General features: G+C 70.5%; 15 protein-coding genes. 7 read left to right on the top strand and 8 right to left on the bottom strand.

The genetic code is table 11. The features are described 5' to 3' along the window. Window positions 1–63: 63 nt before the first annotated feature. Complete coding sequence (locus tag ACZ39I_RS25950) at window positions 64–1,137, bottom strand: C40 family peptidase (RefSeq protein WP_467246824.1); 1,074 nt, start codon at window positions 1,135–1,137, stop codon at window positions 64–66. Between the two features lie 665 nt (window positions 1,138–1,802). Continuing rightward, window positions 1,803–2,627 (bottom strand): class I SAM-dependent methyltransferase, encoded by an 825-nt coding sequence (locus ACZ39I_RS25945; RefSeq protein ID WP_467246823.1) that lies wholly within the window; start codon window positions 2,625–2,627, stop codon window positions 1,803–1,805. A gap of 252 nt (window positions 2,628–2,879) precedes the next feature. Between ACZ39I_RS25945 and mshA the strand changes: the two genes are divergently transcribed. Together mshA and ACZ39I_RS25935 are read left to right on the top strand one after the other, a co-directional pair. Continuing rightward, window positions 2,880–4,217 (top strand): D-inositol-3-phosphate glycosyltransferase, encoded by a 1,338-nt coding sequence (mshA, locus tag ACZ39I_RS25940; RefSeq protein WP_352391722.1) that lies wholly within the window; start codon window positions 2,880–2,882, stop codon window positions 4,215–4,217. After that, window positions 4,210–4,710, top strand: a complete 501-nt coding sequence (locus ACZ39I_RS25935; RefSeq protein WP_467246822.1) for a type III secretion system chaperone family protein — start codon at window positions 4,210–4,212, stop codon at window positions 4,708–4,710. Before mshA ends, ACZ39I_RS25935 begins: the two co-directional genes overlap by 8 nt. 27 nt (window positions 4,711–4,737) lie before the next feature. On the opposite strand, the gene ACZ39I_RS25930 is transcribed toward ACZ39I_RS25935, so the two are convergent. Together ACZ39I_RS25930 and ACZ39I_RS25925 are read right to left on the bottom strand one after the other, a co-directional pair. Next, window positions 4,738–5,259 carry a hypothetical protein gene (locus ACZ39I_RS25930; RefSeq protein ID WP_467246821.1) on the bottom strand — a complete coding sequence of 174 codons (522 nt, stop codon included), beginning with the start codon at window positions 5,257–5,259 and terminating at the stop codon, window positions 4,738–4,740. Between the two features lie 57 nt (window positions 5,260–5,316). Next, window positions 5,317–6,144: a helix-turn-helix transcriptional regulator gene (locus tag ACZ39I_RS25925; RefSeq protein WP_467246820.1), complete on the bottom strand. Its 828-nt coding sequence runs from the start codon at window positions 6,142–6,144 to the stop codon at window positions 5,317–5,319. 49 nt (window positions 6,145–6,193) lie between these two features. Between ACZ39I_RS25925 and ACZ39I_RS25920 the strand changes: the two genes are divergently transcribed. Continuing rightward, a complete protein-coding gene (locus ACZ39I_RS25920; protein WP_467246819.1) occupies window positions 6,194–6,619 on the top strand; it encodes a DUF2000 family protein in 426 nt (141 codons plus the stop codon). A gap of 4 nt (window positions 6,620–6,623) precedes the next feature. Here ACZ39I_RS25920 and ACZ39I_RS25915 read toward each other — a convergent pair whose 3' ends face one another. Next, window positions 6,624–7,883 carry an MDR family MFS transporter gene (locus ACZ39I_RS25915; RefSeq protein WP_467246817.1) on the bottom strand — a complete coding sequence of 420 codons (1,260 nt, stop codon included), beginning with the start codon at window positions 7,881–7,883 and terminating at the stop codon, window positions 6,624–6,626. A 151-nt stretch (window positions 7,884–8,034) separates the two neighbouring features. Between ACZ39I_RS25915 and ACZ39I_RS25910 the strand changes: the two genes are divergently transcribed. Both ACZ39I_RS25910 and ACZ39I_RS25905 read left to right on the top strand, forming a co-directional pair. After that, window positions 8,035–8,796 carry a phosphoglyceromutase gene (locus ACZ39I_RS25910; RefSeq protein ID WP_007382951.1) on the top strand — a complete coding sequence of 254 codons (762 nt, stop codon included), beginning with the start codon at window positions 8,035–8,037 and terminating at the stop codon, window positions 8,794–8,796. Window positions 8,797–9,061: 265 nt separating this feature from the next. Continuing rightward, window positions 9,062–9,532, top strand: coding sequence for a hypothetical protein (locus ACZ39I_RS25905; protein ID WP_467246815.1), 471 nt, complete (start codon window positions 9,062–9,064; stop codon window positions 9,530–9,532). Window positions 9,533–9,544: 12 nt separating this feature from the next. On the opposite strand, the gene ACZ39I_RS25900 is transcribed toward ACZ39I_RS25905, so the two are convergent. Both ACZ39I_RS25900 and phoU read right to left on the bottom strand, forming a co-directional pair. Continuing rightward, window positions 9,545–9,793, bottom strand: a complete 249-nt coding sequence (locus ACZ39I_RS25900; RefSeq protein ID WP_352388869.1) for an SCO4226 family nickel-binding protein — start codon at window positions 9,791–9,793, stop codon at window positions 9,545–9,547. Between the two features lie 162 nt (window positions 9,794–9,955). Next, the gene (phoU, locus tag ACZ39I_RS25895) at window positions 9,956–10,645 is read right to left on the bottom strand and encodes a phosphate signaling complex protein PhoU (protein WP_467246813.1); all 690 of its coding nucleotides are present in this window, start codon (window positions 10,643–10,645) and stop codon (window positions 9,956–9,958) included. 224 nt (window positions 10,646–10,869) lie between these two features. Here phoU and phoR point away from each other — a divergent pair, with 224 nt between their 5' ends. Continuing rightward, window positions 10,870–12,123 carry a two-component system sensor histidine kinase PhoR gene (phoR, locus tag ACZ39I_RS25890; RefSeq protein WP_451471768.1) on the top strand — a complete coding sequence of 418 codons (1,254 nt, stop codon included), beginning with the start codon at window positions 10,870–10,872 and terminating at the stop codon, window positions 12,121–12,123. Window positions 12,124–12,128: 5 nt separating this feature from the next. Beyond that, window positions 12,129–12,800 (top strand): two-component system response regulator PhoP, encoded by a 672-nt coding sequence (gene phoP / locus ACZ39I_RS25885; RefSeq protein ID WP_467246967.1) that lies wholly within the window; start codon window positions 12,129–12,131, stop codon window positions 12,798–12,800. A gap of 91 nt (window positions 12,801–12,891) precedes the next feature. Here phoP and ACZ39I_RS25880 read toward each other — a convergent pair whose 3' ends face one another. Beyond that, window positions 12,892–13,548 carry a copper chaperone PCu(A)C domain-containing protein gene (locus tag ACZ39I_RS25880; RefSeq protein WP_467246811.1) on the bottom strand — a complete coding sequence of 219 codons (657 nt, stop codon included), beginning with the start codon at window positions 13,546–13,548 and terminating at the stop codon, window positions 12,892–12,894. Window positions 13,549–13,903 lie beyond the last annotated feature (355 nt).

The following is a 13,903-nucleotide window of genomic DNA, read 5'->3' as shown; positions in this document are numbered from 1 at the left end:
GAGGCGTCAGGCGTGCGCCGCATCACATGACCCAGGTCTCAGTCGGTCGCCCGGCGACGACGCTCAGGCGTCCGGCCGTACCACTCCGAGTATCGGCATCGAGCCCGCCCCGGCGATCGTCACCGTGCGCCCGGGCCGGGGGGCGTGCACGATCGCGCCGTCGCCGAGGTACATCGCCACGTGGCTGGCGTCGTCGAAGTAGATGATCAGGTCGCCGGGCCGCATGTCCTCGACGTCGACGTGCTCGAGCTGTTTCCACTGCTCCTGAGAGGTGCGGGGGATGGGCTTGCCGGCGCTCGCCCAGGCCTGTGAGGTGAGTCCGGAGCAGTCGTACGAGTCCGGGCCCTCGGCGCCCCATACGTACGGTTTTCCGATCTGGTTCGTCGCGTAGGCGACGGCGGTCTTCCCGGCCTCGCTCGCCTTGCCGCTGATGTCCTTGAGGACGCCGGAGTCGAGCCAGGCGGTCTGTGCCTGACGGGCGGCCTGTTCCTGGAGTTCGGCGAGGCGCTTCTTCTCCTTCGCCTCCAGTCGGGACTCGAGCTTCTCGGCCGCCGCGATCTGCTGCTCGACCTTCTTCCTGGCCGTGGCCTTCGCCTTGCGGTTCGCCTCCAGCTTGGTCCACTGGGCGGAGGCGTCGTCGGCGTACTGCTTCAAGTCCTGCTGGGTGCGGGCCAGTTCCGCGATGAGCGCCTTGGTGGCGCGCTGGCCCTGGAGGACGCGGCCGGTGCTGTCCAGGAACTCCTGCGGATCGTCGCTCAGCATCAGCCGGGCCTCGTCCGACAGGCCGTACGTGCGGTACTGGGCGGCGGCCGCGGCGCCCGCGCGGGCCTTCAACTCCGCCAGCCTCTCCTGGCCCTTGACGATCTTCCGGGCCAGCGCGACGATCTGCGCCGACTGCTGCTCGGCCTTCTCCTCGGCGGCGTTGTAGGCGTCGGTGGCGACGGCCGCGTCGTGGTAGAGCGCGTCGAGCTGTTTGCGTACGGCTTCGATGTCCTTGTTGGTCACGGCCGTCGGTGAGGCGGTGGGCGAGGGGGTCGGACTCGGGGCGGCGAAGGCGGTGCCTGGCGTCGCCAGTACGGCCACCGCGCCGATCACGGTCACGGCCGTAGCGATCAGACCGCGCTTGCCCGTCCTCATACCCTTGCCCCCAAAGCTGATTTACCGTCAGTAACTTACGGTGCTCGGGGATCGTGCCACGTCACGGCCGAAAGCGACAGAGGCAGGCCTTCCCGGCGTATCCCTCCGGGCCGCTCACTGCCGACCTGGCGCTTCCCGGTGCCTCCCCCTCTCCCCGCCTGCCGAAGACGATCTCCCCGCCTTTGTGACGAACGACTCACGGAGATCGTTCCCTGCGGGTCCCTCCGGGGGCGGGCCGGTGTTCGTGTGCTCGGCATGTTGTGCGGCGCACCGGAGTTCAGGCGGGCAGTAGGCGACACCTGGCGAGGCGGGCCCAGGGCCAGGGTGGCTGTACTCCGCGCGGCACGCGGAGTTCAAGCGAAGGCCCCCCGCTGTGGACCGGGGGCCATGGGCGGACTATCCGGCGTGGAGCACAGGAGTTCTTCGTTCGGGTGGCTCTCGGCGAGGCGGGCCGGGGCCGGGGCCATGCCGGCGGCAGCATGCAGGCGCACCGCAATTCACGCAGCGGCATCCCGCGTGCGGTGACAGAGTTCAGGCGAGCGGCACCCGGCATTGCGCACCGCAGTTCAAGCGTGCGGCACCTTGTGCGGCACACGGAGTTCATGCGGCGCCCTGTGCGGCACCCGGAGTTCAAGCGTGCGGCACCCCGCAAGACTCCCCGGCGCTCACGCGAGCCCACCCGGCGCCAACGCCCCCCACCCCACCGTCACTTCCCCCTGCCGCCACCGCGAAGGCCCGTCCACCACCGGCCAGTCCGTCGTCAGGTTCCGTATCGTCCGGATCCACCGCTGCCGGGCGCCGTACGACGCGTAGGGCGCGGCGGCCGCCCACGCGCGGTCGAAGTCGCGCAGGAAGCGGTGTACCGGCTCACCGGGGACGTTGCGGTGGATCAGTGCCTTCGGCAGCCGCTCGGCGAGGTCGGAGGGCTGGTCCAGCGAGCCGAGCCGGGTCGCGAAGGTGACCGTCCGCGGCCCCTCGGGCCCGAGCGCGACCCACACGTGCCGACGTCCGATCTCGTCGCAGGTCCCCTCGACGAGCAGCCCGCCGCGCGACCCCCGTGCCGGGTCGGTCGGAGCCAGCCGGGCACACAGCCGCTCCCATACGGCGGCCACCTCGCCCTCGTCGTACTGGCGCAGCACGTTGGCCGCCCGGATGAGCAGTGGCCGCTGGGGGAGCGGGATCTCGAACCCGCCGTGCCGGAAGACGAGCCCCTCCCGTTCGTACGGTTTCGCCGCCGCCACCCGGGCCGGTTCGATCTCCACGCCCACCACGCGCGTGCGTGGAGCGTTCTCGCGGAGCCGGGTGAGCAGTTCGACGGCGGTCCAGGGCGCGGCCCCGTACCCGAGGTCCACGGCGACCGGATCGGCGGCGCGGCGCAGCTCGGCGCCGTGCGTGGCCGCGATCCACCGGTCCATGCGGCGCAGCCGGTTGGGGTTGGTCGTCCCGCGCGTGACCGTGCCCACAGGGCGGGAGGCGGCGCGGGGGGTCATGCCTACGAGGGTATGCGCCGGCCACGGGACCGGACGCCGGCGCCGGCGCCGGCACGGCAAGCGTGGCACCCGACCCCGCCACAACGCACCGACAGACCAACGCACCCCACCCTCGAACGGTTGAGCGACCCCCGGTAATACCTCGGCAAAAACCACCCCACCCGGAATGGGAATACACCCCTCCGGTGTTGCCTCCCTTGGAGGGTCCCCACGCCCTCCGTCCGGCATGCCCGCTGCAAGGAGGAACGCCACGTGAGCCAGTACGTCAGCAGGCTCCAGCGTCGCTCCCAGGTCACACCTCACCGGTTGCGACTGCACCGCCGCCCCCGCCGCGTCGCCATGCTCTCCGTGCACACCTCCCCGCTCCACCAGCCCGGCACCGGCGACGCGGGCGGCATGAACGTCTACATCGTCGAGCTCGCCCAGCGTCTCGCCGCGATCAACATCGAGGTCGAGATCTTCACGCGCGCGACGACGGGCGGTCTCCCGCCCACCGTCGAGATGGCCCCCGGCGTCCTGGTCCGCCACATCGACGCGGGCCCCTACGAGGGCCTCAACAAAGAGGACCTCCCCGCCCAGCTGTGCGCCTTCACCCACGGCGTGATGCAGGCATGGGCCGGTCACCGCCCCGGCCACTACGACCTGGTCCACTCGCACTACTGGCTCTCCGGCCACGTCGGCTGGCTCGCCGCCCAGCGCTGGGGCACCCCGCTCGTGCACGCCATGCACACCATGGCCAAGGTAAAGAACGCCAACCTCGCCGACGGCGACACCCCCGAGCCCGCCGCCCGCGTCATCGGCGAGACCCAGATCGTCGCCGCCGCCGACCGCCTCATCGCGAACACCGCCGAGGAGCGCGAGGAACTCGTGCAGCACTACGCCGCCGACCCCGCCAAGGTCGCCGTCGTCCACCCCGGCGTGAACCTCGAGCGCTTCCGCCCGGCGGACGGCCGAGCGGCGGCCCGGGCCCGTCTCGGTCTGCCCCAGGACGCCCTGATCCCTCTCTTCGCGGGCCGCATCCAGCCCCTGAAGGCCCCCGACATCCTGCTCCGCGCGGTCGCCGTTCTCCTCGACCAGCGGCCCGACCTGCGCTCCCGCATCCTCGTCCCGGTCGTCGGCGGCCTCAGCGGCAGCGGCCTCGCCAAACCCGAGGGCCTGCAGAAACTCGCCTCCCGCCTCGGCATCGCGGATGTCGTACGGTTCCACCCGCCCGTCGGCCAGGACCAGCTCGCCGACTGGTTCCGGGCCGCGTCCGTGCTGGTCATGCCCTCCTACAGCGAGTCCTTCGGCCTGGTCGCCATAGAGGCCCAGGCGGCCGGCACCCCGGTGCTCGCGGCGGCGGTCGGCGGGCTGCCGGTGGCCGTGGCCGACGAACGGACCGGTTTCCTCGTACGCGGACACGATCCGGCCGCCTACGCGCGCGTGCTGCGCGATTTCGCCGACGACCCGGCGCTGACGCCCCGCATGGGAGAGGCGGCCGCCCGGCACGCCCAGTTGTTCGGCTGGGACACCGCGGCCGCGGCGACGGCGGACGTGTATGTGGCCGCCGCGCAGTCGTACCGGCGTCACGTACGCTCGCTTCATGGCTGAGGCAGAGAAGGCGGCACAGGTCATCGAGGGCGTCCTCAAGGACGCCGAGATCGAGTGGGAGAGCCCCGCACCCGGCAATTACGTCGTGCAGCTCCCCGGCACCCGCAAGCTGAAGACGACTGTCTCGCTCCTCGTCGGCCGCCACTCCCTGTCGCTGAACGCCTTCGTCATCCGTCACCCCGACGAGAACGAACCCGGCGTCCACCGCTGGCTTCTGGAGCGCAACCTCAAGCTGTACGGCGTGAGTTACGCCGTCGACCGGCTCGGCGACGTCTACGTCACCGGCAAGCTCCCCCTCGCCGCGGTCACCGCCGACGAGGTCGACCGACTCCTGGGCCAGGTCCTGGAGGCGGCCGACGGCAGCTTCAACACCCTGCTGGAGCTGGGTTTCGCCACCGCGATCCGCAAGGAGTACGAGTGGCGGGTGGCCCGGGGCGAGTCGACGCGCAACCTCGACGCGTTCGCGCACCTGACCCAGCGGTCGGAGGGCTGACCCCCGGGCCCTGGAGTCCTCCGCGGCTTACGACTCGCCGGGCGGAAGGGAACTGGTGGGCGGATCGTTGGTCGGCTCTTCGGACCCGCCGGGGTTCTCGGGCGCGGTCGGCTGGTCCAGCTGGTCCGCGAAGGCCCGCAGCGCGTCGGCGAGTTCCTTCTTGGTGGGCAGCTCGTCGACCTTCTTGTCGAGCTCGGCGATACGGCGGTTGAGCTCCGCCAGATCGCCCGGAGCGGAGGGTTCGGCCGTGGGCTCGTCTGTGACCGGGGGATCGTCCGGGGAGGTGGGTCCCGGGGTGGGATCGGACCCGCCGGTGCTGCCCTCGTCGCCGCCACCACTGCCACCGACGGTACTGCCGTCGCTGTCGCCGCCACCCACCGTGCCCGCACCCGGCGGGAGGCTGGCCGACACGCTCGGCTCGGCGCCGCCGGGCTCGTCGTCCGAGCTCGCGGCGATGGCGCCACCCACGCTGAGGGCGACCAGGGCGGCCGCGCCCGCGACGGCCACGGAGAGACGTCTGAACGGTAAGGAGTTCTGTCTGTCATCCATGGCGACGACGCTAACCGGCGTCGATCACCGGACGGACGCCTTCCGTCGAACACCTGTTTAGAGTCCGGCCCTTCCCGCCCTGGAGCTGTTGCGGTAACGCCCCGGCGTCACCCCCACCAGCCGCTTGAAGTGCCGGGTGAGATGGGCCTGGTCGTGGAAACCGGTGAGCGCGGCGACCTCGGCGGGGCCCTGCCCCGCGAGCAGCAGGCGCCGGGCCCGGTCGACGCGACGGGAGTTGAGGTACTGGTGCGGCGCGATGCCGTAGGCGGCACTGAAGGCCCGTACGAGGTGCGCCGGATGAGCCTGGACGACCCCTGCCGCCTCCTCCAGCGACAGCCCCTCCACGACCCGCTCGTCGAGGAGTTCGCGCAGTCGGCGGGCGAGGGCTGGGTCGCGGCGCGCGGGGCCGTCGTACAGCGGGGGTCGTAGCAGGGTCCTGAGCCGGTCGCCGATGAGCGTCAGCCTGCTCTCCGCCTCGAACTCCTCGCCGGGCCTGGTCAGCGCCGTGTGCAACTGCCCCACCCGCTGCCGCAGTACAGGATCACGCAGATCGGGGCCGTCGACGGCCGCCCCGATGAGCTCGTCGCCGAGGTGGGTGTGGTCGAGGTAGAGAACCCGCTTGCGGAAGCCGTCCGGAGTGGCGGGCGAGCCGTTGTGCGGGACGTGCGGCGGCAGCAGCGACACGGTGTCGTCCGGCGTGCCGTGCTCGTGTCGGTCGAGGTCGTACCGTACGGCCCCGTCGTCCACGATGAGCAGCGTCCACGCCTCGTGCACATGCATCGGGTACGCGTACTCGGTGAAGTGGGCGTGGAAGACCTCGGTGACGCCCGGAACGGCGGGGCGCCACGCGGTGACGTGCTGCGCGGGCATGGTTCTGGCCGCCATGCAAAGAACGTACAAGACGAGGCCGTGCGACGCCCGCGAGTCTCATCCCATGAGCACTGAACCCATCCGCTTCGACACCAAGATCGCCGTCCTGCTGCGCGAGGACCTGGAGACCTGGCAGCGCCTGAATGTCACCGCGTTCCTCGTCAGCGGCCTGGGCACCCAGGCCCCCGAGGTGGTCGGCGAACCGTACGAGGACGCCGACGGCGTGCCCTACCTGCCGATGTTCCGGCAGCCGGTGCTGGTCTTCGAGGGCACGAAGGAGACGCTGAAGGCGGCCCACGCGCGCGTGCTGTCCCGTTCGCTGCCGCGCGCGCTTTTCACGAGCGACCTGTTCGCGACGGGCAACGACCGGGACAACCGCGCGGCGGTCCGGGCGGTGGCGACGGGCGAGCTGGACCTGGTGGGCCTCGCGGTGTACGGACCGCGCAACGCTGTGGACAAGGTGCTCAAGGGTGCGCGGATGCATCCGTGACGGATCAGGCCGGGCTGGCCTCGGTGGCGGCGGACTTTTGGATGACGGCGTTCTCGGCGGCCGTCTCCCCGGACAGGTGCCGCATGAGGGCGGCGTACCCGACCGCCGCCACCGTCCCGACGACCGCGCACAGTCCCCACAGCCACTCCGCCCCGAACCGGTCGATCACGAAACCGGACATCAGGGGCGCCACGAGGGCGGCGACGGACCAGGACAGGGTGTACATGCCCTGGTAGCGACCGCGGCCGTGGGCGGGGGAGAGGCGGACGACGAGCCCGGTCTGGGTGGGCGCGTTGATCATCTCGCCCAGGGTCCACACGCACACGGTGAGGGCGATGAGGCCGACGGATCCGGCGAAGGCGGTGAGCCCGAAGCCGTATCCCGCGAGCAGGGACGAGACGACGAGGAGCCGCTGGGGATCCCGGTCCTGGATGAACCGGGTCACCGGGATCTGCAGCGCGACGATCAGGACGCCGTTGAGGCCGACGGCCAGGCCGTAGTCGGCGGGCGTGAACCCGGCCCGGCCCATCGCGACGGGCAGCCCGATCGAACCCTGCTGGAAGACCACGGCGACCAGGAAGGACAGCCCTACGACACACATGAACCGCCCGTCGCGCAGGACGGTGCCGAGGCGGACGTCGTCGGGGGTCTTTTCGGCGTGCTGTGCGAGGGGCCGGGACTCGGGCAGCTTGAGGAAGACGACGACCGCGCAGAGGGCGGTCATCGTGGCCTCGATGAGGAAGCCCGCGAGATAGCTGTACTCGGCGATGAACCCGGCGGCCATGGAGGAGACGGCGAAACCGAGGTTGATGGCCCAGTAGTTGAGCGAGAAGGCCCGGACCCGGTCCTCGGGCCGCACGATGTCGGCCATCATCGCCTGCACGGCCGGCCGGGAGGCGTTGGAGGCCATGCCGACGAGGAACGCGACGGCGGCGATGGCGACAGGATGGTGCATGAAGCCGAGCAGCGCGACAAAGGCGGCGGTGGCGGACTGCGCGACGAGCAGGGTGGGCCGCCGCCCGAGCCGGTCGGTCATGACTCCCGCCCCGATCGACGAGACGACTCCGCCCAGGCCGTGCAGCGAGGCGACGAGACCGGCGTAGGAGGCGGAGTAGCCGCGGTCGAGGGTGAGGTACAGCGCCATGAAGGTGGCGACGAAGGCACCGAGCCGGTTGACGAGTGTGCTGGTCCACAGCCACCAGAACGCTGGGGGAAGCCCGGAGACGGTCTCGCGGGTGGCGCGTCTCAGGGTGGCGAGTGGCATGGACGGTCCCCACGTATGTAAGCGGCTCGGTAAGCGACCACACCTTACGAAGGCGGGATGGCCTGGGGCCACTCAATTAACGGGTCCCGTCAACCGTCCGTCTGTCGAGCGGGCACCACCCGGATCGAAGGCGTGGATTACGCTCATACGCATGGCCGACGCACCGTACAAGCTGATCCTCCTCCGCCACGGCGAGAGCGAATGGAACGCGAAGAACCTGTTCACCGGCTGGGTGGACGTCAACCTCAACGAGAAGGGCGAGAAGGAGGCAGTCCGCGGCGGCGAACTCCTGAAGGACGCCGACCTCCTGCCCGACGTGGTCCACACGTCCCTCCAGAAGCGCGCGATCCGCACGGCCCAGCTGGCCCTCGAATCCGCCGACCGCCACTGGATCCCGGTCCACCGCTCCTGGCGCCTGAACGAACGCCACTACGGCGCCCTCCAGGGCAAGGACAAGGCGCAGACCCTCGCGGAGTTCGGCGAGGAGCAGTTCATGCTGTGGCGCCGCTCCTACGACACCCCGCCCCCGCCCCTCGAGGACGGCACGGAGTTCTCCCAGTCGGACGACGCCCGCTACGCCACGATCCCCCCGGAGCTGCGCCCCCGCACGGAGTGCCTGAAGGACGTGGTCGTCCGCATGCTCCCGTACTGGTACGACGGCATCGTCCCGGACCTCCTGGCCGGCCGCACGGTCCTGGTCGCGGCCCACGGCAACAGCCTCCGCGCCCTGGTCAAGCACCTGGACGGCATCTCCGACGCCGACATCGCGGGCCTGAACATCCCGACGGGCATCCCCCTGTACTACGAACTCGACGCGTCCTTCAAGCCGGTGACACCGGGCGGCAAGTACCTGGACCCGGAGGCGGCCGCGGCGGCCATCGAGGCGGTCAAGAACCAGGGCAAGAAGAAGTAGTTTTCGTGCTCCCGCCCCCGACCTGCGAGTTCCTCGCGGGTCGGGGGTTTTTGCTGGGATGGGCCGTCAGTCGCTGCAAGCACGCCGCCACTCGTAGGCCTCGCGGGCAAGGGCGAGCAGGTCGCGCTGCTCGGTGACCCACTTCGGTGACGGCACGGACAACAGGACGCGCGAAGTACGGCGCTTCGACTACACCATGGGCCGCGATGCCGCCGGAGATGCGGCGAAAACGCCGTGCCACGAAAACCCCATGTCACCGTGAGCCGTGACATCGACAACATACGTGCCGTTTCTCGGCGTTGTTCTCGGCGTGCTGGTGTCGACGCTGGCCCAGTACTGTCTGGGGCGCGCGTCGGAGCAGGCTGAAGTGCGGCGGAGTCTGCGTGAGCGGGTGGAGGTGCGGCGTGGTGAGCGCGTCACCCGTCTCATCGACTTCCTGTCCGCGGTGCAGGAAGCCGAACGGGTCGCGGTGGACCGCTATCACCACGGTGAGAGCGACGAACAGTGGCAGGCGCGCGCGAAGCAGTCCATCGACAGGATGTGGGTCGCGCAGAAGACGATCCACATGCTGTGCGGCTCCGAGGTCAACGACGCGGCACGTCTTCTGGCGTACGACGTCCAGAACGTGATCAGGAACGGCCCCGCTCCCGGGGAGCCGCGGGACGAGATGGTCTGGGCGTACATCCGCCCCAACCGCAGGGCGTTCCTCGACCTCGTCCGCGAGCACCTGCAGTAGGAGACCCCGCTGTCAGACCGACAGCGGCACCGAGTGGATCTCGTCCGCCTTGTGTCCGGCCCGTTCGTGGATGCGCTGGACCGCGTCCGCCGACGGGGCCTCCGAGAGGCAGTACACGAGGCCGGCCTCGGGGTCGGCCCAGGCGCGCTCGAAGTGCACGCCCTCTTCGTTCTCAATCGCGAGGTCCGCCTGGTGGGCCGCCATCAACTGGTCGGCCGTGATGCCCTGCATCCCATGGTGTACGTCCATGAACCGCGCCATGGCCTCCACCTTCCTGCCATCCCCGAGCCGAACGGTGACCTTCACCCCTGCGCCCCCGTCCCCGCACTCTCATGCTCCTCCTCTCCGCCCGCCCGGGCGACCCGAACGACGAAGGGCCCCGGAATCACCCGGGGCCCCTCAACGTCGTACGGGATCCTGGATTCAGGTCCCCTCGACCCCCGTCGCCGGCTGGACGTCCTGCTGGAGGTCGTCCGCGTGCTCGCCCGTCACCAGGTACACCACCCGCTTGGCCACCGACACCGCGTGGTCGGCGAACCGCTCGTAGTAGCGGCCGAGGAGGGTGACGTCCACCGCCGTCTCGATGCCGTGCTTCCACTTGTCGTCCAGCAGGTGCTGGAAGAGCGTGCGGTGCAGCAGGTCCATCTCGTCGTCGTCCTGCTCCAGCTGGAGCGCCAGGTCGACGTCCTTGGTGATGATGACCTCGGCCGCCTTCGCCATCAGGCGCTGTGCGAGCTGGCCCATCTCCAGGATGGTCGCGTGCAGGTCGTGCGGGATGGCCTTCTCGGGAAAGCGCAGCCGGGCCAGCTTCGCCACGTGCTGGGCCAGGTCGCCGGAGCGCTCCAGGTCGGCCGACATGCGCAGCGAGGTGACGACGATGCGGAGGTCCGTCGCCACCGGCTGCTGCCGGGCGAGCAGCGCGATCGCCCGGGCCTCCAGGTCGTGCTGGAGGTCGTCCACCTTCTGGTCGGCCTCGATGACGCTTTCGGCCAGCTTCAGGTCGGAGTCGAGGATGGCCGTCGTGGCGCGTCCGATCGCCGACCCGACCAGCCGGGCCATCTCCACCAGACCGTCGCCGATCGAATCAAGTTCCTCGTGGTACGCGTCCCGCATCGTCGGTTCCCTCTCCTACGTCGTTCCTGTGGGCTCCAGGGGCCGAAACCGGCCGTGAAACCGGTGCCGCGTACCCCACGCTCCCACGTTCGGCCTCCTACGCGTCCGTTTCCGCCCTCCCAAATGAACCAGTACTGGCTCCAAGGTGAACTCTGGGCGACGAGTGTTCGAGCTCGCACTCGGACGGCTGTGGCCAGGACGGATCCCATGCCTAACCTGGAGGCATGGACGTGAACGCGGCAGTCGCCGCAGCGGCAGCGATCGCCGGTGTGCTCACCGGTGTCATCGCGATGCTGGCGTTCCGCTGGAGCGAGCGGGAGCAGAAACGCCCCACCCGCACCTCCCTGCACACCGACCCGATGCTTCCGCCGGGCGTGGACACCGTCCTGTCCGTGCTCCGCTCCTCCGCCGTCGTCCTCGACGAGGCCGACGCCGTCGTCAAGGCCAGCTCCGCCGCGTACGCCCTCGGGCTGGTCCGCGGCGGCAAGCTCTCCGTGGAGCCGATGCTCCAGATGGCCCGGGACACCAGGAGGGACGGGGAGATACGTCAGGTCGAGCTGGACCTGCCCAGGCGGGGGACCGGACGCGGCGAGGCCCTCGCGGTCTCCGCCCGTGTCGCGCCCCTAGGCTCCCGGCTGGTGCTGCTCCTCGTGGAGGACCTCACCGAGGCCCGGCGGATCGAAGCGGTACGACGTGACTTCGTCGCGAACGTCAGCCATGAACTCAAGACCCCCGTCGGCGCGCTCTCCCTCCTGTCCGAGGCCGTCATGGACGCCTCGGAGGACCCGGAGGCCGTGGAACGCTTCGCCGGCCGGATGCAGATCGAGGCCACCCGCCTGACCAGCCTGGTCCAGGAGATCATCGACCTCTCCCGGGTGCAGAACGACGACCCGCTGGAGGACGCCGAGCCGGTCCGCGTGGACGAGCTGGTCGCCGAGGCCATCGACCGCTGCCGGCACCAGGCCGGCACCAAGCAGATCACCATGGCCGCGGCCGGCGCGGCCGAGCTGAAGGTCTGGGGCAACCGCGGCCAGCTGGCCGCCGCCCTCGGCAATCTCGTCGAGAACGCCGTCAACTACTCGCCCGCCCGCACCCGCGTCGGCATATCCGCCCGCCGGGTGGCCGTGCCGAGCGGCGACCTCATCGAGGTCGCCGTCACCGACCAGGGCATCGGCATCTCCGACAAGGACAAGGAGCGCATCTTCGAGCGCTTCTACCGCGTCGACCCGGCCCGCTCCCGCCAGACCGGCGGTACGGGCCTCGGCCTCGCGATCGTCAAGCACGTGGCCGCCTCGCACGGCGGGGAGGTCACGGTGTGGAGTTCCGAGGGACAGGGCTCCACGTTCACCCTCAGGCTGCCGGAGGCGGGCGCGGCCCGCGACCGCGCGCTCCAGCACCCCGACCTCGACGACGAGGACGGGCCCACTCCCGAGTCGGCTTCTTACGACCCGCTTCCCGCCCCGGAGGTCCTGCCGTGACCCGAGTGCTCGTCGTCGAGGACGAGGAGTCCTTCTCCGACGCCCTTTCGTACATGCTCCGCAAAGAGGGCTTCGAGGTCGCCATCGCGGCCACGGGCCCCGACGGACTCGACGAGTTCGAGCGCAACGGCGCCGACCTCGTCCTCCTCGACCTGATGCTGCCGGGCCTGCCCGGCACGGAGGTCTGCCGCCAGCTGCGCGGCCGCTCCAACGTCCCCGTCATCATGGTGACCGCCAAGGACAGCGAGATCGACAAGGTCGTCGGCCTGGAAATAGGAGCCGATGACTATGTCACCAAGCCGTTCTCCTCGCGCGAGCTGGTCGCCCGTATCCGCGCCGTCCTGCGCCGCCGCGGCGAGCCCGAGGAGGTCACCCCGGCCGCTCTGGAGGCCGGTCCGGTCCGCATGGACGTGGACCGCCACGTGGTCACGGTCTCCGGCTCCAAGATCGACCTGCCCCTCAAGGAGTTCGACCTGCTGGAGATGTTGCTGCGCAACGCCGGCCGCGTCCTGACCCGCATGCAGCTCATCGACCGCGTCTGGGGCGCCGACTACGTCGGTGACACCAAGACCCTCGACGTCCACGTCAAGCGCCTGCGCGCCAAGATCGAGCCCGACCCGGGCGCGCCCCGGTACCTGGTGACGGTCCGCGGCCTCGGCTACAAGTTCGAGCCGTAGAGAGCCTGAAGAATCAGCTGCGGTACGCCGAAGGGCGGGACCTCCTCGGAGGTCCCGCCCTTCGTGTCGTACGACGGTCTCGTACGGCCGCTCAGTGGCTCGCGGCCGACTCGCCGGCCGTCGCGCTCGCGGACACGGAAGCGGACGCCGCGCCGGTCGGCGTGGCCGCACCGGTCGGGGTCGCGGAGCCGGTCGGCTTCGGCGAGGTCTCCGGCGCCGACGGCACGGCGCTCGGGCCCCACTGGGTGTAGTAGCTGTCGGCCGGGACGACGAAGGCGCGCAGGCTCACGTCACCGGTCGTGCTGAAGGTGAAGGTGACCTTCTGGGCGTTGCCGTTCTTGACGCTCTCGCCGAGCTCGGTCACCGCGGCGGAGGCGTTGTTCTTGCCGCCGAGGACGACGGAGCCGTGGGCCGGGACGGTCACCTTGCCCTTGCCCTTGGCGGGCGTGATCTCGGCGCTGCCGCCGCCGTCGATGCTCACGGAGTCCAGCGTCTGGGGCTTGTCGCCGGCGTTGAAGACGGTGGCGGAGATGACGGCCGGACCCGTGGTCTCACCGGAGGCCTCGGGGGTCGGCTGGGTGATCACCACGACGTTCTGGAGCTTGATGTCGCCCACGCGGGTCTCCGCGTTGTCCGGCTTGACCTCCAGGGTCTGGGCGTTGCTGCCGGCCGCGCACGCGGAGAGCGCGGCGATCGAGAACGCGATGGCAGAGGCGGCGAGGGCGCCGCGTCGAAGGCTGCTGCTCACGGCGGCGGCAACTCCTTGACTTGAGCGGGGCGGCCCGTAAAGCCGCGCTAAGTGTCTGTCAGCGGCCTTAGGTTACCGAGCCGTTCCCGCAGGGCCGCACCCGACCCTCCCCAAGAGGCGTGTCACTCGCTTCACAAGTGACTCACCAGTCACTTGTGACCCGTACTCCGGCCCGGTCCGGCTTTCACATAACCGCGTTCGCGGCCAGTAGCAAAACTTCCGTGAAGGAATGTGTGATCGCCCCCGGAATTGATCACCACCTGATCCGCCGACCGCGCGTGATCAATTCCGGATTCGGCGGGGAAGTGACACCGGGCACCGAACGGAGTAGCGGAAGTCGCACACTTGGAACCGG

The sequence above is a fragment of the Streptomyces sp. NPDC024687 genome (assembly GCF_055559055.1).
Note: the sequence above shows the minus strand (reverse complement) of the source record. Positions and strands in the feature narration are given on the sequence as shown.

Coding starts and splice junctions, on each gene's coding strand:
- ACZ39I_RS25935 (WP_467246822.1), top strand. CDS start 4,210: ATGGCTGAGGCAGAGAAGGCGGCACAGGTCATCGAGGGCGTCCTCAAG.
- ACZ39I_RS25930 (WP_467246821.1), bottom strand. CDS start 5,259: ATGGATGACAGACAGAACTCCTTACCGTTCAGACGTCTCTCCGTGGCC.
- ACZ39I_RS25920 (WP_467246819.1), top strand. CDS start 6,194: ATGAGCACTGAACCCATCCGCTTCGACACCAAGATCGCCGTCCTGCTG.
- ACZ39I_RS25945 (WP_467246823.1), bottom strand. CDS start 2,627: ATGACCCCCCGCGCCGCCTCCCGCCCTGTGGGCACGGTCACGCGCGGG.
- ACZ39I_RS25900 (WP_352388869.1), bottom strand. CDS start 9,793: ATGGCGCGGTTCATGGACGTACACCATGGGATGCAGGGCATCACGGCC.
- ACZ39I_RS25950 (WP_467246824.1), bottom strand. CDS start 1,137: ATGAGGACGGGCAAGCGCGGTCTGATCGCTACGGCCGTGACCGTGATC.
- phoU (WP_467246813.1), bottom strand. CDS start 10,645: ATGCGGGACGCGTACCACGAGGAACTTGATTCGATCGGCGACGGTCTG.
- ACZ39I_RS25910 (WP_007382951.1), top strand. CDS start 8,035: ATGGCCGACGCACCGTACAAGCTGATCCTCCTCCGCCACGGCGAGAGC.
- ACZ39I_RS25925 (WP_467246820.1), bottom strand. CDS start 6,144: ATGGCGGCCAGAACCATGCCCGCGCAGCACGTCACCGCGTGGCGCCCC.
- phoR (WP_451471768.1), top strand. CDS start 10,870: ATGGACGTGAACGCGGCAGTCGCCGCAGCGGCAGCGATCGCCGGTGTG.
- ACZ39I_RS25915 (WP_467246817.1), bottom strand. CDS start 7,883: ATGCCACTCGCCACCCTGAGACGCGCCACCCGCGAGACCGTCTCCGGG.